Origin of the sequence: Salipaludibacillus sp. CF4.18, from assembly GCF_051262595.1 — a bacterium.
In the GTDB taxonomy this organism is placed as follows: Bacteria; Bacillota; Bacilli; order Bacillales; family Salisediminibacteriaceae; genus Salipaludibacillus; species Salipaludibacillus neizhouensis.
Map to the genome: position 1 here is coordinate 43400 of NZ_JBIMEV010000011.1, position 23903 is coordinate 67302.

Annotated in this window: 19 protein-coding genes and 2 pseudogenes; 18 read left to right on the top strand and 3 right to left on the bottom strand. The window is 36.8% G+C overall.

The window, feature by feature from the left end; all coding sequences use genetic code 11:
- Nucleotides 1-211: 211 nt before the first annotated feature.
- The 12 genes and pseudogenes from ACHABW_RS09455 to ACHABW_RS09510 all read left to right on the top strand — a co-directional run bounded on the left by ACHABW_RS09455 (nt 212) and on the right by ACHABW_RS09510 (nt 14553).
- Nucleotides 212-1069, top strand: coding sequence for a 3-hydroxyacyl-CoA dehydrogenase family protein (locus ACHABW_RS09455; protein WP_435755075.1), 858 nt, complete (start codon nt 212-214; stop codon nt 1067-1069).
- A 14-nt stretch (nt 1070-1083) separates the two neighbouring features.
- Entirely contained in the window at nt 1084-1860 is a 777-nt protein-coding gene (locus ACHABW_RS09460) for an enoyl-CoA hydratase/isomerase family protein (RefSeq protein ID WP_435755147.1), read from the top strand.
- Nucleotides 1861-1876: 16 nt separating this feature from the next.
- Entirely contained in the window at nt 1877-3058 is a 1182-nt protein-coding gene (locus tag ACHABW_RS09465; RefSeq protein ID WP_435755076.1) for an acetyl-CoA C-acetyltransferase, read from the top strand.
- A gap of 20 nt (nt 3059-3078) precedes the next feature.
- Nucleotides 3079-4662 carry a class I adenylate-forming enzyme family protein gene (locus tag ACHABW_RS09470; RefSeq protein WP_435755077.1) on the top strand — a complete coding sequence of 528 codons (1584 nt, stop codon included), beginning with the start codon at nt 3079-3081 and terminating at the stop codon, nt 4660-4662.
- Nucleotides 4663-4702: 40 nt separating this feature from the next.
- Nucleotides 4703-5038, top strand: a complete 336-nt coding sequence (locus tag ACHABW_RS09475; RefSeq protein WP_435755078.1) for a cupin domain-containing protein — start codon at nt 4703-4705, stop codon at nt 5036-5038.
- Between the two features lie 18 nt (nt 5039-5056).
- Complete coding sequence (locus ACHABW_RS09480; RefSeq protein WP_435755148.1) at nt 5057-6193, top strand: acyl-CoA dehydrogenase family protein; 1137 nt, start codon at nt 5057-5059, stop codon at nt 6191-6193.
- Between the two features lie 76 nt (nt 6194-6269).
- Nucleotides 6270-7646 carry a solute carrier family 23 protein gene (locus ACHABW_RS09485; protein WP_435755079.1) on the top strand — a complete coding sequence of 459 codons (1377 nt, stop codon included), beginning with the start codon at nt 6270-6272 and terminating at the stop codon, nt 7644-7646.
- Nucleotides 7647-7772: 126 nt separating this feature from the next.
- Entirely contained in the window at nt 7773-9995 is a 2223-nt protein-coding gene (locus ACHABW_RS09490) for a helix-turn-helix domain-containing protein (RefSeq protein ID WP_435755080.1), read from the top strand.
- A 73-nt stretch (nt 9996-10068) separates the two neighbouring features.
- Nucleotides 10069-10869: an MBL fold metallo-hydrolase gene (locus tag ACHABW_RS09495; protein WP_435755081.1), complete on the top strand. Its 801-nt coding sequence runs from the start codon at nt 10069-10071 to the stop codon at nt 10867-10869.
- Between the two features lie 743 nt (nt 10870-11612).
- A pseudogene (locus ACHABW_RS09500) lies at nt 11613-12711 on the top strand (NAD(P)-dependent alcohol dehydrogenase).
- A gap of 59 nt (nt 12712-12770) precedes the next feature.
- Nucleotides 12771-14191, top strand: a pseudogene (locus tag ACHABW_RS09505) (aldehyde dehydrogenase family protein).
- A 152-nt stretch (nt 14192-14343) separates the two neighbouring features.
- Nucleotides 14344-14553, top strand: a complete 210-nt coding sequence (locus tag ACHABW_RS09510) for a hypothetical protein (protein WP_435755082.1) — start codon at nt 14344-14346, stop codon at nt 14551-14553.
- Nucleotides 14554-14871: 318 nt separating this feature from the next.
- Here ACHABW_RS09510 and ACHABW_RS09515 read toward each other — a convergent pair whose 3' ends face one another.
- Nucleotides 14872-15843 carry an MBL fold metallo-hydrolase gene (locus ACHABW_RS09515; RefSeq protein WP_435755083.1) on the bottom strand — a complete coding sequence of 324 codons (972 nt, stop codon included), beginning with the start codon at nt 15841-15843 and terminating at the stop codon, nt 14872-14874.
- 286 nt (nt 15844-16129) lie between these two features.
- Between ACHABW_RS09515 and ACHABW_RS09520 the strand changes: the two genes are divergently transcribed.
- From ACHABW_RS09520 to ACHABW_RS09540, 5 genes are read left to right on the top strand one after another with little or no spacing between them, the layout of a single operon-like run.
- On the top strand, nt 16130-17374 hold the full coding sequence (locus ACHABW_RS09520; protein WP_435755149.1) for an ABC transporter substrate-binding protein: 1245 nt from the start codon (nt 16130-16132) through the stop codon (nt 17372-17374).
- Nucleotides 17375-17400: 26 nt separating this feature from the next.
- On the top strand, nt 17401-18267 hold the full coding sequence (locus tag ACHABW_RS09525) for a branched-chain amino acid ABC transporter permease (RefSeq protein WP_435755084.1): 867 nt from the start codon (nt 17401-17403) through the stop codon (nt 18265-18267).
- A 2-nt stretch (nt 18268-18269) separates the two neighbouring features.
- On the top strand, nt 18270-19244 hold the full coding sequence (locus ACHABW_RS09530; protein ID WP_435755085.1) for a branched-chain amino acid ABC transporter permease: 975 nt from the start codon (nt 18270-18272) through the stop codon (nt 19242-19244).
- A gap of 28 nt (nt 19245-19272) precedes the next feature.
- Entirely contained in the window at nt 19273-20043 is a 771-nt protein-coding gene (locus ACHABW_RS09535; protein ID WP_435755086.1) for an ABC transporter ATP-binding protein, read from the top strand.
- Nucleotides 20043-20735, top strand: a complete 693-nt coding sequence (locus ACHABW_RS09540; protein WP_435755087.1) for an ABC transporter ATP-binding protein — start codon at nt 20043-20045, stop codon at nt 20733-20735. The genes ACHABW_RS09535 and ACHABW_RS09540 overlap by 1 nt, the downstream gene beginning before the upstream one ends.
- Before the next feature lie 658 nt (nt 20736-21393).
- On the opposite strand, the gene ACHABW_RS09545 is transcribed toward ACHABW_RS09540, so the two are convergent.
- The gene (locus tag ACHABW_RS09545; protein ID WP_435755088.1) at nt 21394-21639 is read right to left on the bottom strand and encodes a ferredoxin; all 246 of its coding nucleotides are present in this window, start codon (nt 21637-21639) and stop codon (nt 21394-21396) included.
- Between the two features lie 24 nt (nt 21640-21663).
- On the bottom strand, nt 21664-22656 hold the full coding sequence (locus ACHABW_RS09550; protein WP_435755089.1) for an NAD(P)/FAD-dependent oxidoreductase: 993 nt from the start codon (nt 22654-22656) through the stop codon (nt 21664-21666).
- 374 nt (nt 22657-23030) lie between these two features.
- On the opposite strand from ACHABW_RS09550, the gene ACHABW_RS09555 reads away from it, so the two are divergent.
- Nucleotides 23031-23825 carry an enoyl-CoA hydratase/isomerase family protein gene (locus ACHABW_RS09555; protein ID WP_435755090.1) on the top strand — a complete coding sequence of 265 codons (795 nt, stop codon included), beginning with the start codon at nt 23031-23033 and terminating at the stop codon, nt 23823-23825.
- The last annotated feature ends 78 nt before the right edge of the window (nt 23826-23903 follow it).

A 23903-nucleotide genomic window follows, 5' to 3' on the forward strand; every position in this document is an offset into this window, starting at 1 on the left:
GGATAGAAAAGACTATGAACTTGCTGTGATTGGCATTCATTTGGCGACACAACATTCATTATAGAGTTAAAGTTCCATAGATTTGCGGAAATGAAAGCGTTTAACTCCTTATTTTTAAGGTGTGAAATAATCTAAAAAAATATTAGTATTTAATTAAGCATCGATACAACAAAACTAATATTATAGTAATAAAAATTATGGAGGGTTTTAAATGATGAAGACTGTAGGAGTAGTGGGATCTGGAACAATGGGAGGGGGCATTGCACACCAAGCAGCAATATCAGGATTTACTGTTATTCTTCGAGATGTAGATCAGCGTTTCTTAGATAATGCATTGGCACGTATGCAAAAACTAATGGATCGACAAATTGCAAAAGGGAAAATGACGGAAGAACAAAAGTCGGATATCATACAACGTATTACGTTTACAACAAGTTTAGAGGATATGAGCGATTGTGAATTTGTAGTTGAGGCAATCATAGAAGATTTAGAGGCTAAAAAAGAGGTATTTCGACAATTGGATGAAATTCTTGTACCGGAAGCAATCATTGCTTCGAATACATCCTCTATGTCAATTACAGATATTGCCTCAGCTACAAAGCGACCACATCTTGTAGCTGGGATGCATTTTTTTAACCCACCACAAGTTATGAAGTTAGTAGAAGTTGTTCGAGGTTATCAAACGAGTGATGAAACTGTAAAAGAATTGAAGAAACTATCAATAGATTTAGACAAAGAACCAATCGAAGTTAAGAAAGATACACCAGGATTCATTGTGAATCGAATCATGATTCCACAATTTATTGAAGCGATTCGTTTAGTAGAAGAGGGTGTGGCTACCCCTGAGGATATAGATAAAGCAGTAACGCTTGGACTGAATTATCCGATGGGGCCATTTGCATTGCAAGATTATGCAGGCGTAGATATAGGTCTTCATGTAATGGATTACTTTTATGAAGAGTTCAAGGATGCACGATTTGCAGCACCAATTACGCTAAAAAATCTTGTTAGAGCTGGTCGAGTTGGGAAAAAAGTGGGAGCAGGATGGTACGATTACAACAACAAGTAAAAGGAGATGGAGATATGGAAACTTTAGATTATAATCTGGATGAAAATCACGTAGCAACGGTTTATTTAAACCGTCCTCCTTATAACCCGATGAATACACAGTTATATCAAGAAATTTCTGTTCTTTTCGAAGAATTAGAGAAAAACCCTCTTGTTCGGGCTATTATAATTACAGGTAAAGGGGACCGTGCTTTTGCTGCAGGAGCGGATCTAAAAGAAATGATGAATTTGAATGGGGCAGAAATGCTAGAAATGTCAAGAATCTCTAGACTTGCCTATGACAAGGTGGATGGGATTAGTAAACCTGTCATTGCGGCTGTAAATGGATTGGCTATAGGTGGAGGGTGCGAACTTGCACTTGCATGTGATTTTAGAATCTGTTCGTCAAATACAAAATTCGGATTACCGGAAGTTAATTTAGGTATTATCCCAGGTGGTGGAGGCACACAACGTTTACCTCGTCTGATTGGTCCTTCAAAAGCCAAGGAATTGCTATTTTTTGGTGAGATGGTTGATGCGGAAAAAGCAGTTGAATTTGGTCTTGTGAATAAATCAGTTGAGCTGGATCAACTGATTTCCGAGGCAACAAGATGGGCGAGAGAATTAGCTGAAAAGCCAAGCATAGCTATGCAAATGTTAAAGAAATCTGTTAATCAAGGGGGGAGCATTGATCTGCAATCTGGGTTAGATCTTGAAGCGGCATGCTTTGGAAATGCATTTGCAAGCGAAGATCGTAAAGAAGGTATGAAATCATTCATCGATAAAAGAAAGCCAGAATTCACTGGTAGATAGGGAGGGGATGAGACTCATGGTAAATAAAGAAATTGTTGTAATCGATGGTGCACGGACAGCGTTTACAGAATTCGGAGGCTCCTTTCGCGATGTATCGGCGATTGACTTAGCTACAGCTACTGCGAAAGAAGCAATGAAACGTTCAGCCATTGAACCAGAAGAGGTAGATCAAGTTATAATGGGTAACGTTATTCAATCTAGCAACGATGCTATCTACATGGGAAGGCATGTTGGCTTAAAATCTGGCATCCCAGAGCATGTTCCTGGATTAACGGTTAACCGTTTATGCGGTTCAGGCCTACAAGCAATAGTGAATGCAGCTCAATCCATTCAATTAAATGAAGGATCTGTTGCATTAGCTGGCGGGGGAGAAAATATGAGCCAAGTTCCTCATGTGGTTAGAGGAGCACGTTGGGGAGTGCCGCTTGGCAAGGCGCCGATGGAAGATTATTTATGGGAAGCGTTGTACGACCCTTATGGAAAGTGTTCTATGGCAATCACTGCCGAAAATCTTGCAGAAAAATATGAAATATCTCGTGAGGAAATCGATCAGTTTGCAGTTAATAGTCATCAAAAAGCAATACATGCAATTGAAAAAGGCTATTTTTCTGAAGAAATTGTCCCGTATACGATAAAAAGTCGAAAAGGGGATAAGGTGGTTGATCAAGATGAACATCCACGAGATACAACCACGGAAAAGCTAAGTAAATTACCAGCTCGCTTTAAAGAGAACGGAGTTGTTACGCCAGGAAATGCAAGTGGGATTAACGATGGCGCGGCTTCGTTAGTTTTAGCATCAAGTGAATATGCACAAAAGAGAAATCTTAAACCACTAGCACGCATAGTCTCATGGGGAATTGTTGGGGTAGAGCCAAAATATATGGGTATCGGACCAGCGCCAGCCATTCGTCAAGCATTAGAGCGGGCAAATTTAAGTATTGATGATTTAGATTTGATTGAAATTAATGAAGCTTTCGCTGCTCAATACCTTGCGTGTCAAAAAGAACTAGGTTTTAACTCAGAAATCGGAAATGTTAATGGAGGGGCTGTTGCGCTTGGGCATCCACTCGGGGCAAGTGGAGCTAGAATCAGTCTTTCATTACTTTATGAGTTAAAGAGAAGGAACAAAAGGTATGGAGCATCTGCATTATGTATTGGCGGCGGCCAAGGAATTGCTGCAATATGGGAAGTTATATAAAAATAAAAAGGGATGATTATATGCATAGAGAACTTGGTTATTTAAGCATTTCTCAATTGCTTGAAAGCGCTGTCGAAAATGGGCCGGAGCGGGAAGTCCTTTTTGATGGTATCTCAAGAATGTCATACAAAGATCTCTGGGAAAAATCGATCAGCCTTTCCTCAACGTTACAAAGAAAAGGGATTAAAAAAGGGGATAAAATAGCGGTTTGTTTGCCTAATTGGAATGAATTTGTCGTTATTTATATGGCTATTTCCCACTTAGGTGCAATTATCGTCCCCTTTAATACCCGTTACCGAACGGAGGAAGTAGAGTATATCCTCAGGAACTCTGAAGCGAGAGTTGCCTTTTTTACAAAAGAATTCAGTGGAATTACTCACGCTAAACAATTTATCCATGCAGAGCAGACAATAAAGAGCTTAGAGATGTTGATTACGGTAAGGTATGAATATGAAGGGTTGCTAAACTACGAAGATTTGGTTGAAGCAGGAAAAGACTCTACCTTTAATCCTGTGGTCATTAAGCCTGAAGAAGATGTCTTCTCTATACTTTATACATCTGGCTCAACCGGAGCGCCAAAAGGAGCGATGTTGACCCATTCAAATGTCGTGAAAACAGGAGTGATTTCTGCTGAAGAAATGAAGTGTACACCTGCTGATGTTTTTTTAGTGGCGGTACCAGTGTTTCATGTGTTTGGAATGGTCCCGAGTATCATAAGTACAATTGCTTCTTCTGCAAGAATGGTTTTAATGGATCAGTATAAACCAAAAGAAGCTTTAGAAGTTATTCAAGACGAAGGCATAACAGTAAAGCACGGAGTCCCAACAATGTTTATTTTAGAGCTGAACCATCAAGACTTCTCAAAGTATAACTTGTCATCCTTACGAACGGGACTCGTTGCAGCAGCACCGTGTCCGATTGAGATAGTAAAAAAAATACGATCTGATATGGGATGTGACATTATAGTTGCATACGGACTTAGTGAGACATCGCCAACATTAACTATGACAAAGTTTGATGATAATGACATTGTTCGTGCAGAAACAGTCGGGAAAGCACTTCCAGGTGCAGAGGTGAAAATTGTAAATGCAGAGCGTGAGGATTTAGCTGTTGGTGAAGTAGGTGAAATTGCGTGTCGTAGTTTCGGCGTAATGAAAGGATACTATAATATGCCTAATAAGACAGCGGAAGCGCTAGACGAGAATGGCTGGTTTTATACAGGAGACCTTGGCACTCTTGATGACCGTGATTACCTTCGAATTGTCGGCCGTAAGAAAGAGCTAATTATTCGTGGTGGATACAATATTTATCCTCGTGAAATTGAAGAAATCTACTATACACATGAGGATGTTCTTGAGGTTGCGATTGTTGGATTGCCAGATACCGTTTTAGGTGAGGTCACATGTGCTTGTATTAAGTTAAAATCGTCTGCTCAAGCTGATGAGAAAAATTTAATGGATTTTATTAAGACAAGAATTGCAGATTACAAAGTACCTGATAAAGTGTTGATCGTTGAAGAACTTCCTATGACAGCGAGTGGGAAAATTAAAAAGGTGGCTCTTCAAGAACATCTAATAGAAGTGCTGAAAAACGAATTACGTTAATTTCTCTATTAACTGTAAGCTTAGAAAGGATGGAATATAGATGAATTCACAAGATATGAAAGAAAGTCGATATGTTTCAGCAAATAAAGAATGGAAACCTCTCCCTTATGAAGGTGTGTTCATAAAGACGCTTTATAAATTTGAAGAAGGAGGTAGTACCGTTCTAATTAAAATGGAACCGAGTAGCTCCTTTCCGTTACACGATCATCCTGCGGATGAAGAGGTATTTGTAATTGAGGGTTCATGCAGAATAGGTAAATATTCGTTAGAGAGAGGAGACTACCTCTTTACAACAAAAGACACTATTCATGCTCCATTTACTCGTGAAGGTTGTATCCTACTTGCAAGAACAATAGAAGCATTAAAATTTATTTGAATATATAGAGGTGAGATGATGAGTTATCAGTTAACAGAAGAACAGGTAGCCATAAAAGAGTTAGCAAAAGACTTTGCTTCTAATGAGATTGCTCCTTTTGCAAGTAAATATGATGAAGAAGAAACATTTCCGATGCCTATCATGCAAAAACTACACGAGTACGGTCTTAGCAATTTAGCAATTCCCGAAAAGTACGGTGGCCCTGGGATTGATAAGATCTCACATGCGCTGATTATTGAAGAGATATCAAAAGCTTGTGCAGCTGTCGCAACAAGTTTAGAAGCAAACTCACTCTCCTCCTATCCGATTTTGGTAGGGGCTAGTGAAGAATTAAAGAAGAAATATCTAACGAAACTTACGAAAGAGGGTAAGTTTGCCGCCTTTGCCTTGACAGAGCCCGGTGCAGGAAGTGATGTAAGCTCTCTAGCCACTAGAGCTGTAAAGGATGGAGATGAGTATATTCTAGATGGTGAAAAGTGTTTTATTACTAATGCCAGCTATGCTGACTTTTTTGTAGTTTTAGCTACCGTAAAAGATGACAGTTCCTCAAAAAGGTTTACAGCATTTATAGTTGACCGCGATCTAACTGGGATTAGTATTGGGGAGAAAGAAAAAAAGCTAGGTTTACGTGCATCGAATACAGCATCTGTTATCTTTGAATGTGTTCGAGTACCGGCGATGAACAGAATTGGTGAAGAAGGTGAAGGTTTTAAAATCTTTATGAAAGGTCTTATGAATGCTAGACCGATGGTAGGCGCTCAAGCTCTTGGAATTGCACAAGCTGCCCTGGATGCATCAATCAAATATGCGAAAGAGCGTAAACAGTTTGGAAAACCCATTGCTCAACTTCAAGCGATTCAATTTATGTTAGCTGATATGGCAATGAAAATAGAAGCATCAAGACTTCTGGTTCATAAGGCAGTGGGATTGCTTCAAGATGGTAAACCATCTATAAAACAAGCTTCATTTGCAAAATGCTTTGCATCTGATACGGCTATGGAAGTCACAACTGATGCTGTACAAATACTTGGAGGGTATGGGTTTATCCGAGAATATACTGTCGAGAAATACTTTAGGGATGCCAAGATTATGCAGATCTATGAAGGGACGAACCAAATACAACGAGTTCTAATAGCCAAGGAGCTTCTTTCTTAACAAGTTTCAAGTGTGATAGTTACGTTTCCAATAATTATACTTTGAGTTTATTTTATAATAATAAGGGGGAAAAAACATGGCACTTTATAAGCGTAAAGATGGAGAAGAACAACCGTATTGGAAATTAGGACCATTTCAAATTCGATTGCCTTTTGTTCATTTTCGACTCGAGACTCCGGAGCTAATACAAGGTTTTGTATTGTTTTCAATAGGCTTAGCTGTTATCCCGTTGTTACAAAATTATGTTGGTTTTTCCTATGATGCGGCCTTAGCTGTAGCAGTTATTTATCTTATAACAATGCTTATGGGACCCATTATGGGTATTCCGTTAGTACCAGGCTTTATCACTGCAGCCATCCCTTTAGTTATTATTTTTCTAGGTAATTTTGAACCAGGACCTGATGCAGTAAAAGCTCTCGTTGCTTTGCAACTATCAGTTGCATTTATTTTCTTAATCTTAGGAATAACTGGTTTGGGGAAAGCGATTGTTACTAAATTACCGAATTCATTAAAAGCAGGAATTTTAATTGGTGCAGGTATTGCTGCTATTCATGGCGAAATTATTGAAGGTGGAAGATTGGCTAGTACACCTATTTCTTTAATCATTGGTTCACTTGTATGTTTTTACATTATGTTCTCGAAATCGTTCCAAAGACTTTATAAAACGAATAAAATTGCAAAGTTTATCGGAAATTACGGAATCATGCCAGCGATTATTGTTGCTGTTATTATTGGTTGGGTGACGAGAGAATACCCTGCACCAAATATTGAATGGGGAATTGTTGTTCCTAATTTTGCTGAATTATGGAGTTTTACACCATTTGTAGTAGGTTTTCCAAGTTTAAGTATTATTTTAATGGCGATTCCAACCGCTTTACTTGCTTATATTATCGCTTATGGAGATATTGTTGTTGGAACTTCATTATTCCAAAAAGCAAGTGAATTTAGAAAAGATGAGAAGGTTCATTTGAGCTTGAGTAATATGCATACGCTTACATTTATTCGTAATTTTATCCATGCCCTGTTTGCACCTCATCCAGGACTAGCTGGTCCAATTTTTACTGCTGGTACAGCTTCTGTACTTGAAAGGTATAAATATGGACGCAATGCAATGGACTCTATATATTCAGGTACGGCTTCACTAATTATGGCAATGCTATTAGCAACTATATTGTTACCATTAGTTACCCTTTTCCAACCTGTTTTACCGATAGCGTTGTCTTTAACATTACTAATTACCGGTTATCTATGTATCTCGATTGGTATTGAACAGCTTAAAGATAATACTGAACGTGGTGTAGCAGGGATAATGGCTATTGTCTTGTTTGCATATGGTGCATCGTATGCAATTGTTATCGGACTTGTTCTATACTTCGTTATCCAAAAAACAACCATATTTAAAAAAGAAGATGATCAAACAGATAAAGAATCAAATGACAAAAAGATAAGCTAAATGATAAATATTAAAGTTTATTTTGATAGTCAGACTATTTCGTTTATAGTAAAAACCAGCTTGTGAGAGTTCTTCCAAGCTGATTTTTCATACATATGCAGTGATTCATAAAAAGGGGCGTTTTTAATGGATCTGAACGTTAAACAGGAAAAACTAAAGCAAAAAATCAACACGCACCTAAGAAGCATTACTCGTCAATTAATTAAGTTTGATACTTTAGAAGAAACGCTGAATTACTTGTTAGAATCATTTTATAAGGAATTTACCTGTGATTTAGTTGGAGTCATCTTAAAAGAAGATAATAAATTAATTCCTAGAGTATGGATTGGCGAAGAGTTTACTATAGAGAAGACCTTAAGGTTGGACGTAGAAGATTGCTCGGCTAATCTTTTAGAGGATGCTCTTTGGGGGCCTAATGATCAACAAGAGACATTTCCATGTAGTTTTAGAAAAGCTATGGAAAAAGAGGAAATTTTAACATGGTTTACTGTGCCTCTGAATCATAATAAGAAACAAATTGGTCTTTGTGTCATTGGGTTTCGTGATTTTATACCATTGGTTATAGAAGCAGAGAAAATTTTCGTGGAGTTTGGACATGATGTAGCAGTTGCAATCGATTTGGCCAAAGAGAAGGAAAAACAAAAGCGGAAAATTAAAGGAATTGAATGGATTAGAGAAAACATATATCCAGGTTCTACTATAGAGGATTTGATTGAGAAAATTGTGGAACGAGCTGGTAAAGGCACTCAAGCAAAAGGCGCTATGGTGTATTTGTTTGATGAACCAAACAGTTGTTTTAGTTTTCACCCACCATTTTATGGCTCTGTTACCTTATCCGAAAATATATCTGTAGATACAAATTTTCCTATAGATAATTACTTCCCCGCTGTTGAAATACCGGGATGCAATGAATTAACGGTTCCCTTAAGTGTAAATTTGAAGACAATAGGTGTGCTTTATGTATGTAAAAACGAGAACGAACAATTTTCAGATGACGATTTGGAATTTTTGAAATTTGTATCTGCTTTTGTTTCGATGCAGATAGAAAATGCAAGACTTTATGAATTGGAATTTGAAAGTAAAAAGAGAATGGAACGACTCATGGAACATCACCAAGAACTTGTAAAAAAAACAGTGCAGGGTGAGGATTTAAATGATATTTCAAAAACAATTAGTTCGATGTTAGAAAGCTCTATCCTACTGTACGATCGTTTTTTAAAGCCAATGTCTAGTTATTTTAAATATGAAGATAAAAATTTACAATCTATTATTGAAAAAAAAGTAATAGAACAAAAGCAGCGTATCACGCAGCTTAATTCACGAGAGTTTTGGCTAAATAGGTATGAGGATAGGGGTGTTCCATGTGCGGTATGGCCTATAACTGGCGGGAGAGACACATTGGGCTATTTAGTTATCAGTTTACCTAATAGAACGATAGACCGCGTGTTACGATTAACGCTTGATTACGCGCTTAATGTCTATGCCATTGAGTTCATTAAACAGAAATCAGTACTCGATGCAAAAGAACAAGTTAAAGAAAGCTTTATTAATCAGCTTTTCTCTAAAAAAATAGATGATAAAGAAAAATTAATTCAATACGCGACACTAATCAATTGGGATGTATTAGAACCTCATCAAATTGCAACAATGTCTTTAGAAATCAATGGTCAAGAAGAAACAAATGTAGTTGTTCTAGAAAGTTATAGAACATGGCTTTGGGATCAAATTAAGACTAGCCTTTCATTATATGATTCGTCCATTATTTTAACACGGAAGGATAATGAATTTATTTTAATTGTTAAGACGATAGGAGACAAAGGCAAGTTGGACTATTGGCAAAAACTTCATCAAAGAATGCTAACCTTAGTGACTAAGGAAAGAATGAAAACAACAATCTATTTAGGAATAGGAGGGAAAACAGCCAAATTAGAGGACTATTACTATTGTTACGTTCAATCAGTAAAGACGAAAAATGTGGTTTCTCATCGTTATCTTCAAGGAGGGTTTTCATTTTACGATGATCTAGGGTCTTACACAATCTTAAATAATACGAGCGATCAATTAGCAGCTGAATTATTTGTTAAAAAACACTTAGGACCGCTATTAAAGTATTCAATGAATAATAGCGTTAATCTATTTGAAACATTGCAAGTCTATTTAAATAATAATGGAAGTCTAAGTAATGCATCAAAACAACTTTTTATTCATCGCAGTACTTTAGAGTACCGACTAGAGCGAGTATTAGAACTGATACAAATTGATTTAGATGATGCTGAGATGAGATTTGAATTAATGATGGCATATAAACTTTACAGTCTTTTCAATTTTAATTCAAATCAATTGATATAAAAAATTGGACAAAAATAGTTATTTTTACCCTTTGAACAAGATCTATAAAAAAAGGAAGGAAAAGGGGCTCGAAATGATAGAAGTAACCTCTCATTCTAATGTTACTTGTGTGAAAGGACACGTGAAATTAAAAGGAGTACCTATGGCAGTCAATATGTTTTTAATAGATTCTATGTTAATAGACACAGGTCCTGTGTCATTACTTCATGAATACATTCCATTTTTCAAAAGAAACGAAATTGATTTTGTCGCACTTACTCATTACCATGAGGACCACACGGGATGTGCTCCTTGGATCCAACAAAATCTTAAATGTCCTATCTATATTAATCATCATTCTATTAATGAATGTTTAAACGTTAGTGAATATCCTCGATTTAGAAAAGAATTTTGGGGACAAAGGGAAGGATTTATTGCACTTCCGATTAAAGATATTATTAGGTCTAGGAATAACTCTTGGAAAGTGATATCCACACCAGGACATTCAAAAGATCATATAGTGCTTTTGAATACAACAACAGGGGTCTTATTTTCCGGTGATCTATTTATTACTTCAAAACTAAAAGGAGCTCTGCCGGAAGAGTCGATATATGCAATGATTTTATCCTTAAGAAAGGTTCTAACATATGATTTTAAGGGAATATTTTGCAGCCACGCGGGATACATTCAGGATGGAAAACTAGTAATTCAAAAGAAATTGGATTACTTGGAAAACGTAAGGTCAGATATCCTTGACCTTAATGGAAATGGATTATCAGCCTCGGAAATTAATCAAAGGTTATTTCCACAACCTCCAGCTCTTATTGCTATTTCTGGTTATAAATGGGACTCTATGTATATAATTAATAACGTATTAAAAGAGATTAGAGAATAGAAGATGGTCAAAGAAGAGAAGTAACTCTGAAAAGAATTCACTATTTTCTTGCTTGTATTGGTTATCTTTTATCAAAGCTTATCAGAGACAAAAACTTATGATTATCTCAACATTTTTTGAATTACATAACCGGGTCTTTCAAATTGAGGTTAAGGTTCGCTTTCAACTGGCTGATAAGGGAATATTCCTATCAGTCTTTTTTATCATGTATATCATCGGAAATTAAATTACTTCTATTAATAAAAATCCATGTAAAAGCTCATGAACTATAAGCTTATAGCAATAAGAAGACCACGAACCTACTAATAGTGGAAAATCCTTACCTTTTTCTATGAAATCGAATATTGCCAAACCCTTCCTATAAGAGTCTTCTCAACTTCTCTTTTTACCTCTAAATAACCTAAATGACTAAAAATTCCAGACATGACATGAGAAAACTTTTTGTCGTAACAGACTTGAGCGGTGTATGAAAAGATCAAATGATCATTCGTTTTTTAAACGGAAGTAATAAAAAGGTGTTGATGAAATCAATATTAGATGTATTATAATATTAGGAATATTCACAATTTTATCTTATGCACTTGTACCTCAAAATATAGAGTGTCATAGGAGTATAAACTATAGCGTGAGTAGTTTTATGCGCAATAATTGAAAGCGTTATCATAGTTTTGTGAGGAGGTGATTAGTAGATTCATCTAGAAGAATATCAAAAATCAAAAAAATATATTTTGGGAGTAATTTAAATGCAAATCAAGGCTGCTGTCACTAAATCAAAAGGGGCTAAATTTAATATTGAAACGATTAATCTAGATGAGCCAAAAGCAGAAGAAGTCCTTATTCGTATTGTTGCATCAGGTATATGTCATACAGATATGGTTGCACGTGATCAAGAATACCCAGTTCCCTTACCTGCTGTCTTAGGACATGAGGGTTCAGGGATTATTGAGAAAGTAGGTCAGAGTGTAACTTCATTAGCACCGGGAGATCATGTTGTAATGGGATTTGCACATTGCGGCAAATGTTCACAGTGTTTGTCGGGGCATCCGTATGTTTGTGAACGTTTTTTTGACCTAAATTTTGTAGGGAAAATGGAGGATGGGACGTGTCGTCATCATAACCATGATAATGAAGGGTTATCTAACTTCTTCGGTCAGTCTTCGTTTGGAACTTATACAGTAGCTAACGAACGCAATGTTGTTAAAGTCGATAAAGAAGTGGACTTAGCGTTACTTGGACCGCTCGGATGTGGAATTCAAACTGGAAGTGGTGCAGTCTTAAATAGATTACAACCAGAAACTGGTTCAAGTATTGCGGTGTTTGGAGCAGGAGCCGTTGGACTTAGTGCGCTAATGGCAGCGAAAGCGATAAGTTGTGGGACGATCATTGCTGTCGATATTCATGAAAATAGGCTTGAATTAGCAAAGGAATTAGGTGCTACTCATATAGTAAATGCACTTGGTGTAAATGTACCTGAAGAAATTATGAAAATTAGGTAGTGGTGTGAACTATGCAGTTGAAACAGCAGGTGTTCCAGGTATATTAAGACAAGCTGTAGATTCGCTGGGTTTAAGAGGAACTGTTTGCCAAATTGGTGCACCCGCACTCGGTAGAGAAGAAAAAATTGATGTTAACGATTTGCTATTAGCGAATAAAACAATCACTGGTGTAGTTGAGGGAGATAGTATTCCACGTGTCTTTATTCCTCAATTGATTGAACTTTACAAACAAGGGAAATTTCCATTTGATAAATTGATCAAATTCTATGATTTTGCAGAAATCAATCAAGCGGTTGAAGATTCTAAAAATGGTTCCACAATTAAACCCGTTATAAAAATGGATTAGAAAGGAGAGACAAACGTATGACAACTGCAACAACATTTAGTGAGTAATCAAAACAGTATATTGGTGGAGAATGGCAAATAGGTACAAGTAAAAATATGTATAGCAATCAGAATCCGTTTGATCAATCGGAACTAGTTAAAATACAATTAGCATCTGTTGGTGACATTGATAGAGCATACACAGAAGCTAGTTTTGCTCAAAAGATATGGCAAAAGACGTCCCCAGATAAGCGTGCTGCAATTATAAAAAAGTCAGCTAAGGTTATTGAAAGTCGTAGAGCGGAAATCATTGAAACCCTTGTCGCTGAAACAGGTAGCAGCCACGCAAAAGCGCAAGCTGAAATTGGATTAGTTTTAGCTGATATTCAAGGGTTAGCAACATTATCGTTGCGCATGAAAAGTGAAGTGGTACCTTCAGAATACCTGATAAAGAAAATCGGATTTATCGTCTGCCGGTTGGTGTTGTAGGGGTAATTAGCCCATTTAATTTCCCGCTCTATTTATCTATGCGTGCCATTATACCAGCTTTAGCAGTTGGAAATGGAGTCGTAGTAAAACCGGACCAACAAACTTTTATATCAGGTGGTTTGATCATTGCAAGTATTCTTGAAGAAGCAGGTTTAAAAGGTCTCTTAAATGTCGTTGTAACAGAGATAGCTGAGATTGGAGATTCTTTTGTTGAACACTCAATTCCAAATGTCATTTCTTTTACAGGTTCAACCAAAGCTGGGCGTCACATTGGAGAATTGTGTGGGGCTAATTTGAAGCGTGTTGCACTTGAGCTAGGTGGAAACAACATCATGATCGTACTTGAGGATGCAGATGTTAAACAAGCAGCAAGTGCCGCGGTCTATGGGAAGTTTCTTCATCAAGGACAAATCTGTATGTCATTAAACCGAATTATAGTACATCAAAAAATTTATGATGAATTTGTAAAGGTATTCACCGAAAAAACGAAGATGCTTAAAGCAGGTAATCCTATTGATGCCGATGTATTTATTGGTCCCCTTATTAATTCAAATCAAGTAGACAAAATTCAATCATGGATCGAAGAATCTATTAAGGAGGGAGCAACATGTGTGCAGCGAGGGAAAATAACCGGTAATCTTATGGAGCCTGTAATATTAAAGGATGTTACAAACAAATTGGCTGTAGCAAAAGATGAATTGTTCGGTCCTGTTGCAGCTATTTTACCTGCAGATAGTGAAGAGGAGGCCATTAGCATAGCTAATGACAGTGATTTTGGTCTTAGTGGTTCAATTTTTACTAGTAATCTTGAAAATGGTGTAGATGTTGCATTGCAAATCCATACTGGGATGATTCACGTAAATGACCAGAGTGTAAATTGTGAACCAAATACTCCTTTTGGAGGAGAGAAGTCTTCAGGGCTAGGTCGTTATGGAGGGGATTGGTCATTGGAAGAATTTACAACAGTACGTTGGATTTCGGTTCAAAAAAAACCACGACCGTTTCCTTTTTAGGTGATCGTATTTTTAAGTGAAAAAGTAGGTTCGCTTTCAAGGGCTGATGAGGAAATAATCTTATCAGTCTTTTTAATAGTATCAAAATTTATATGTTGTCTTATTTTATACGTTAAGAAAGCATAGATTAGGACGATGTTTTCTTAAGGGGAATGTGGTCTTTTATAGAGATAATTGTTTACCTTCGAATAGAAGGGCTTGAATCCGCTTTAAGCGGACGTTTTCCACGGGCAACTTCTCAGCTTCCGCGGGAAAAAGATCGTGTCTCTTCCTCTTTTTTCAAAAGAGAAAGTCAACATAGAAAGTCTTTCTACATGGTTGGTGTTTATTTGCTTCTTCAAGCCTTTTATCAGAAACAATAACGGTTATGTAAACTGACTTTATAAAAAATTGTTGTTTGGGAAGAATCGGCGAGACTCCTGTGGAAGAATTGAGACTCCACTGAGCGTTCGTTTGCTCAAGGAGTCTAGCGGGTCATCCAACGGAAAGCGAGCGGTCATTCTTCCAAACAACTTCGATGATAATAAAGCAATAAAATAGATAAAAAGACACTAAGTTTATTTAAGATATAAGTGGTAATTTTGTTATATCTTATCCAGAGGGGTAAGCTCATATTAACTATAGGTAATATTAATACAAGACCATGAACCACCTAATAGTAGATAATCTCTAACCTTTTTCTATGATATCGAATATTGCCAAACGCCTCCCGCAAAAGTCTTCTCAATTTCTCCTTCTACCTCTAAATAATCTAAATGACCAATAATTTCAGACATAACAAGAGAAAATTGTTTTTCATAGCTTTTTTTGTAAAAGGCTTGAGCGAGGTCATCTGCTGTGGAGTGACCTTGCTGAATGAGAGTTTTTAGCTTAACTGCTTTTCCAACAACACTATCTAATCTTTTTTGTATTATTTCGATGGGGTTTTCTATCAATATACCGTGCCCAGGGAAAACAGTTTCGATAGGTAAAGACTGGCACTTTTTTAAAGAATTCATATGGTCAATTAGTGTAAACATACGTTTTCCATGGTGATCGGGTTCAACCAGAGCGTTGCTTGAAATGTGATTAATTAATAGATCACCTGAGATCAACCAGTTTCTTGTTTTATCATAGAGTGCGATTTGGTCAGGGGCATGTCCGGGAACATGAATAATGTCAAAGTCATTTATACGATTATTTTTTAAGGGTGTAAGATTTGCTTGGATAAAGTTATGTTTATTGTTCTCTAACGATTGTTTTAAATAGTTGATTTGTTTCCAACCAGACTCGTCACAACCCATTTGTTCATATAAATTGGCAAAGAAGTCAATTCTCATTTCAAGAAAGTCATTATCCCTTTTTAAACGGGGAATTGACACAGGATGAACATACACAGGAATTGGATGGAGGGAAACCACTTGATCGACTAAACCTACATGATCAATATGATGATGGGTTAGTATGATCTCTGTTAAATCTTTTATGGTAAGTCCGTTACGATTCAGAGTATCTACTAGTGCATCGAGGCAATCGGATGTTTCTAAACCAGCATCAATTAAAGTTAGTGACTGATTAGATTTAATCAAAAAGAAGTTTATACTTTTTAAACTAGAGCTATTGGATACAATAATTGGGTAAATTTCATGGTTTTCCTTCTTTACTTTTATCAATTAGTTCACCCTTTCTTGAGAGAATATTAGAATAAGAACTTAACAAGTCATATAACGTTATAATAACGAACGTATTAAATATAGAAACTAAAAGTGATGTAAAACCTATTATACAGTATATTATTAAATGAGAGAATAACTTTTTATTTGTTTTTATAGACGGTAGTTTAAAAAAAGTATTGAAATAAAACAATATCAGATATATCATAATATTAAGAATACAAAAAAAGGGGGCTACAGTAGTTTTTTGAAAGCGATTGCAAAAAAAGCTAAAGGGGTGTTGGATATGAGAAGGGGAATATTATTAGTTTTTAGTTTTACTTTTGCGTTACTATTTCTTTCAGCTTGTGGAGACAGTGCTATAGAGTCTAGTTCTAATGAATCTAATTTAAATAATGCTGGTAATGAAACAGAACAACAAGCTAATGATGAACAGGGAGAGACAATTAAAATTGGCTCAATTCTTCCATTCTCAGGCGTTTATGCATCATTGGGAAATGATTTGTCGGATGGAATGAAACTTTATTTTGATAGCATTGAATGGGAAGTTTCAGGGAAAACGATCGAGTTAATAGAGGAGGACACAGAAGCAGATCCGCAAGTTGGTTTACGAAGAATTCGAAAATTAATGGATCAGGATAATATTGATATCTTAACTGGTGCAGTAAGTACTGCTGTTGCATACGCGATTCGTGATGAAGTAGATTCTAATCAACTGCCATATTTGGCCTCACACGCGGGAGGAAATGATTTAACGAGAGAACAACGCAGTGATTATATTTGGAGATCTTCATTCTCATCTTGGCAAATTGGTCACTCAATGGGTGAGTGGGCGTATGAAAACATCGGGGGAAAAATATATATTGCCGCAGCAGATTACGCTTTTGGACGCGAAGTTTCATCTGCATTTATTGAAGCGTATACTGCAGCCGGTGGTGAAGTTGTCGGTGAAGTATATCCACCTTTAGGTAACAATGACTATGCGTCTTACTTAACGACGATTGGTGGAGAAGATGCAGACGGAGTGTATGCATTTTTTGCTGGAAGTGATGCAGTTCGTTTTGTTCAGCAATATGAGGAGTATGGATTGAAAGACACAATGCCACTAATAGGCTCAGGTTGGTTAGTCGCTGAAGACTTACGTGAAACAATTGGAAATGCAGCCGAAGGTGTCTTTGCATCAACCTTTTGGGACTACAGTATAGAAACAGAAGAAAATCAAGCGTTTGTGGAAGCGTACGAAGAAGCTTATGACAGACGTCCGACAATTGAGTCTTTAGAAGGATATGATGCTGCGCGAATAATCGTTGAAGCTACTAAAAGTTTAGAAGGGGATGCATCTAATCCAGAAGCGATAGTAGAAGCAATTTCAAATGTTTCATTTACAAGTCCACGTGGACCAATTGAATTTGATAAAGAAACGCATCATATCATCCAAAATATGTACATTACTGAAACGGTTATAGAAGGTGAAAGAACAGAAAATAACGTTGTTCAAAGTATTGATGCAGTTCAAGATCAAGGAGAATAATAGAAAATTAAAGAAGGAGTTTTATCGTGGATATAATCGGCGCACAATTAGTTAATGGTGTATCGTATGGTCTACTCTTGTTTATCGTTACTTGTGGTCTCTCACTTGTATTCGGCATTTTAGGAGTTTTGAACTTAGCTCATGGTTCTCTATATATGTTTGGAGCGTATATTGGCTATTCACTAACAGTAACATATACACAAAGTTTCTGGCTTGCCTTATTTATTGCCCCGGTTGTAGTTGCATTATTAGCATTAGTGGTGGAGCGAACGTTGCTCCGCCCTACCTATCATCTGGGGCACTTATCACAAGTGTTATTAACGTTTGGTTTAGCCTATGTATTACATGATATTGCAAAACTTATATGGGGGTCGAACGTTCTATCAATTACAGTGCCAACTATCTTAACTGGTTCCGTCTCAATTTTTGGACAAACGTTTCCTGTATACCGCTTAGTTATCATCTTTGTGGGGTCAGCATTAGCCCTTTCACTATGGTTGATTCAAGACAAAACACGGTGGGGAGCGATTATACGAGCAGGTTTGAGCGACAAAGAGATGATTGGAGCACTTGGCATTAATATAAAATTAGTTTTTACAATTGTATTTGTTTTTGGAGGACTATTAGCAGGTTTTGGAGGAGTTGTTGCAGCCCCAATTCTAGGGATTTATCCAGGTATGGAGTTTCAAACGTTAATTCTTGCTTTGGTAGTATTAGTTATTGGAGGACTTGGGTCAATTACAGGTACATTAGTTGCGAGCGTGCTTGTTGGAACTGTAGAAACGTTTAGTCGATTTATTTTTCCAGAGTTTAGTATGTTTCTTATATTTGGGTTAATGGCAATTGTCCTGGTGTTTAGACCGAATGGCTTATTAGGAAAGAAGGTGGCTTAAACATGAAAAATACTTTATCGAAATTTCTTATAGCTATTGTTGCTTTAGGTTTAGCCCCTTTTATTCTTTCACTCTTTCATATGAACCTATTAACTGAAATTTTGATTCTAGCAATATTTGCGCTTAGTTTAAATATTTTAGTTGGTTTTACTGGACTTGTTTCACTTGGTCACGCAGCATTTTTTGGAGTAGGTGCTTATACTGCTGGACTTGTAGCTCAACATATTTCGAGTAATGTAATCGTCTCGATGGCATTAGCAGTTGCATTATCAGCAATTTTGGCTGCAGTAATTGGTTTATTCTGTATGAAAGTAAGCGGTTTTTATTTCTTAATGCTAACCTTAGCTTTTTCACAAATGATTTACTCTTTCATCTATCAATCAACTTCTATAACCGGTGGTTCTAATGGATTATCCGGTATACCGAGAGCTACTTTAGGAGATTTCCAATTTTCTAATACTGTTTTTATATTCTATTTAGTATTATTTGTTTTCTTCATCGCTTATGCATGTCTAAGGATTTTTGTGAAATCACCAATTGGTCAAGTGTTAATTGGTATAAGAGAAAATGAAATGAGAGTGAAATCAATGGGATATCACACAAATCTTTATAAATATTTAGCATTTGTTATAGCGGGAGGGATAGGAGGATTAGCAGGAGCATTGTACACATATTTTAATGGTTTTATTGCGCCAAGTGATGTCTATTGGACAATGTCAGGTGCTGTATTAATAATGGTAATAATTGGAGGGGCTGGAACGATGCTTGGTCCTGTACTAGGTGCAGCATTAATCGTTTCCCTTGAGACGATTGTTAGTTCTTACACAGATTTATGGATGTTAATTGTCGGTTCTGTATTTATTATCTTTGTTATTTACTTTCCGAAAGGGATTGTTGGAATAGGTGAAAGTATTTTCCGGAAGTTAAAGGGAAATAAGCAACAGTCCGAACAAAGAAAGAAAACACGTGTAGCCTGAATGTGATAATGGATAAGGGGTGTTTTACTTGGACCAGGAAAAGAAAAAGATTTTGACGATTAGTGGAGTTGGTAAAAGTTTTGGTGGATTGCATATTTTAAGGGACATCTCGCTTGAAGTAAATAAAGGAGAGCGAATTGGAATTATTGGACCAAATGGAGCGGGGAAAACCACCTTTTTCAACCTATTAACAGGTGATTTAGAACCGACGCGGGGTAAAATTTACCACTACGGCACAAACATTACAAAACAACCTAATTATAAAAGAGTTCGCAATGGGATGGCTCGAACATTTCAAAAGAATAATTTACTGAACGAGTTATCAGTTTTAGATAACCTCCTTTTAGTTCTACAAAGAAAAGAAGGGTTTGGACTTGTTTGGTTTAAGTCGCGCGGAACTGAGGAATATCCAAAATTATATCAGCAAGCTTATGAACTTCTTGAGAAATGGGGGTTAGCTCATCAGCAGGATGCGATCGTTAAGAATCTATCGTATGGTGAGCAAAGGCAAATTGAAATTTTACTAGGCGTTGCTACAGAGCCATCTATTTTATTATTAGATGAACCAACTGCAGGAATGTCACAATCCGAAACGGACTACATCGTTGACTTGCTTTATAAGCTTCCAAAAGATTTGACCCTGATGATAATTGAGCATGATCTTGATGTGGTCTTTGGTTTGGCAGATCGTATGGTCGTTTTGTTTGATGGCGGTGTTTTAGTAGAAGGAACCCCAGAAGAAGTAAGAGCGGATGAAAAAGTGAATAAAATTTATATTGGAAGCGGGGATGAAGTCTAATGCTAGATGTTCAACATCTCCAAACATATTATGGAGAAAGTCATATATTACATGATGTTTCATTACATGTGAAGAAAGGTTCAGTTTCTGTATTACTTGGGCGTAATGGGATGGGAAAAACAACAACCCTTCACTCAATTATGGGGATAGTTCCTCCTAAAACTGGCTCGGTTGTATTGAATGGTAAAGAAATGCAAGCCTTACCTAGTTACCAAGTCTCCAAAGCAGGTATTGGATTAGTCCCTCAAGGTAGAAGGATTTTCCCAAATTTATCAGTGAAGGAGAATTTATTGACGACGAGCAGACCTGTTAGGGATGGATGGGACATGAAGAAAATATTTGACATGTTTCCTAGATTAAAAGAACGAGAAACATCAATGGGTGGTACACTCAGTGGGGGGGAGCAACAAATGCTGTCCATTGGTAGAGCACTTATGACCAATCCAGATTTACTCTTACTTGATGAGCCATCTGAGGGTTTATCCCCGTTAATGGTCAGCGAAGTTATTAAAATCATTAAGCAACTTAAAGAAGATGGCTTGTCAATGCTCCTTGTTGAACAAAATTTGGCAATGGCTTCAGATCTAGCTGACCACGTCTATATTTTAAATAAAGGAACTGTTGTTTTTGATGGGGCATCGGAGGAATTTGATATAGAGGTTAGAGACAAGTATTTATCTCTAAGTTCATAGATTATGTTAATAAATAATTTAACTCTGACGACATTGATTAATTGTGAGCAATTATGATGGTGTGTATAGCACATAAAATAATATTAAAAAGTGGTGTGGATAATGAAAATGGAGGTAAAAATAGGCGTTGGGTTTACGAACGTGTCTATGACTACGTAAGAGATATTAACAATGCGTGAATTTACAATAGCAGCATTTCCAGCTTTGGCCTGGGAACAATGGTATTTTCCTGGTTCTATCTCCACAGTACTTATATAGCGGGAACGATGACAGCTATATGGTCATCACCTGAGTCAGGGAAGAAAGAAGGATGGAAAATGGGTGCGGCCGTTGTCGTGGGTATCAGTTTTGTTGCCAATGCATAGTTTTATGGTAGATTGGTGAATTTGTTTGAGATAATGCGAAGATATATAATCGGATAAGTGCTGGTTTAGCCAGGCGTAGAACTAGAGGAAGAAGATGAAGAGGAGGAAAATAAAGAATCAAGGGGGGGCGTAATGTATCATTTTTAGAGGTGTTCTGAGTTTTAAGTATAATTATAATGACAATGACAAAGGGTGACTGGGACATACCCCGTCACCCTTTGTTTGTGTGAAAATTTTTTACGGAAAAAACTAAGCAATATACATGATTTTTTAATAGGAATGAAGTAATAAAATTACTTCATATTTGCATGAGAACGAAAAGGCTGATCTGACACTTGGATTGATTCAGTAGGGCAGCCATCCAAAGCATCCATCAAATCATCCTCTAAGTCACTGTCAACCTCTGTAACTCCTTGATTATTATCGAGAATGGCTTCTGCAATGCCTTCATCATCATAATCAAAAATGTCTGGGGCTGCAGCCCCACATGCGCCACATGCTATACACGTATCTTTATCAACCATTGTAAAATTTGCCACAAATATTCGCCTCCATTCATATTTTTAAGCAAACACACTCGTACTATGAAGCGGTTGCACTTTTGCAGTTGGATCAATAAATGATTTTGCATTGTTTATAGCTGTTGGTGCTTCTCCAAATCCAGTAGCAATAAGCTTTACTTTTCCTTCATAGGTACATACATCACCTGCAGCATAAACACCAGGAATATTTGTTTCCATTTTAGAATTTACTACAATTGAATTTTTTTCAATGTTTAACCCCCAGTTTTTCATTGGACCGAGAGAAGAAAGGAAACCATAGTTTACGATTACGTCATCCACTTCTATTATTTCAATCGTACTATCTTTTTTGTGCTCTAAGCTGACTGAGTGAATTTGATTGTTATCACCATTTAAGCTAATAGGTACAAAAGGGGTTTTAACTACAACATTACTTTCCCTTAAATCGGTTACGCTTGATTCATGTGCTCGGAATTTATCGCGCCGGTGAACAAGTGTTACGTTACTGGCAATTGGTTCTAACATTAATGACCAATCAACGGCAGAGTCCCCTCCCCCAGAAATGAGTACTTTTTTATTTCTGAATTTTTCAAGATCATCTATAAAATAATGAAGATTGCTAGTCTCATACTTTACAGCTTGTTCTAACTCGATCTTACGAGGTTTAAACGCCCCATTTCCCGCTGTTAATATTACTGTTTTTGTAAGATGTTCTTCTTTGTTTGTTGTGAGGCGAATAGTGCCATCTTCCAATACCTCTAAATTCTCAACCATTTGATCAAGGCAAACAGTGGGATTGAAATGTAATGCTTGCTCAGATAAGTTGTCTACCAGTTGCTGTGCCCTAACCTTTGGGAACCCTGCTACATCATAAATGTACTTTTCAGGATATAAAGCAGATAACTGTCCACCCAAATGGGGTAAACTCTCAATAATTTTCACAGAGGAGTTGCGCATGCCTGCATAAAATGCCGCGAATAAACCGGTCGGTCCACCTCCAATAATTGTAATGTCATGTATATTGTTACTCTCCATTTAAAAACCTCCTAATTCTTCAGTCTAATTGTATTACGTTTATATAACTAACGTCAATAATAAGTAATATAAAATATTATTAAAAGTCTGTCAAGTCATTTTCAATAAGAAGACAGGGTATAATGTGATTTTATATTCTTAGAAATGCAGCGACGTTGTAGAAAGTGAATCCGTTATATATATTAATTATGTATTTTTTACGTTCGTTAAAAAACTAAGTATAAAAGAGAATAGTAGAGATATATTGGGTAATGTTAGCGGTGATCTCTCAAAATAGAGAATTAATAGTTTGATAATTGTGCAAACATTATGTATATTATGAGTTAGTTACGAAAGAAACAAAAACATAACGAAAAACTTAGGAGGAATTTATAATGACAATTGAAACTGGTACAAAGAACCTTACGGTAAAGAAGGCAAATGGGATCGCGGAAGTACACATTCATGTGAATAAAACAAACTCCTATGATCTTGATTATTACAAAGAGTTAAACGCAGCGATTGATGATATTCGCTTCGATACAGAAATTAAAGTAGCGGTGTTAATGAGTGACATGCCGAAATTCTTCTCCGCTGGTGCAAATATTAATTTCCTAAAAGCAGCAGAACCACGCTTTAAAACGCAATTTTGTTTATTCTGTAATGAAACGCTTGATAAAATTGCTCGCTCTCCGCAAGTCTGGATTGCTTGTTTAGAAGGACATACCGTAGGTGGAGGACTTGAAATGGCTCTTGCTTGTGACCTTCGTTTCATGGGGGATGCAGCTGGGAAAATTGGACTTCCGGAAATTACACTTGGCGTTTTAGCAGGCACAGGTGGAACACAACGCCTATTGCGTCAAGTCGGTCATTCAAAAGCCCTTGATTTGAACCTAACAGGTGACACGCTATCTCCACAGGAAGCATTAGATATTAAACTGGTTGATCGTGTCTTCCCACAAGAGGAGATTAAAGAAAAGACATTAGCATACGCTGAAAAGGTAGTATCTAGTGCCACGTATGCTGCACAAAATATTAAACTATCGATCATGAATGGAAAAGAAATGCCATTAAATGCAGCAATCCGCTACGAAGGGGAACTGCAAAATCTATTATTCCGTTCGCAAGATGCACAAGAAGGACTTCAAGCCTTCATTGAAAAGCGTGGAGCGGATTGGTCTGGTCAGTAATTGAGCGAACAAATGGCGGTATCGGTAATCCGGTACCGTCATTTTAAACAGTGTGACAATTTCTTAAGAATTGGAAGT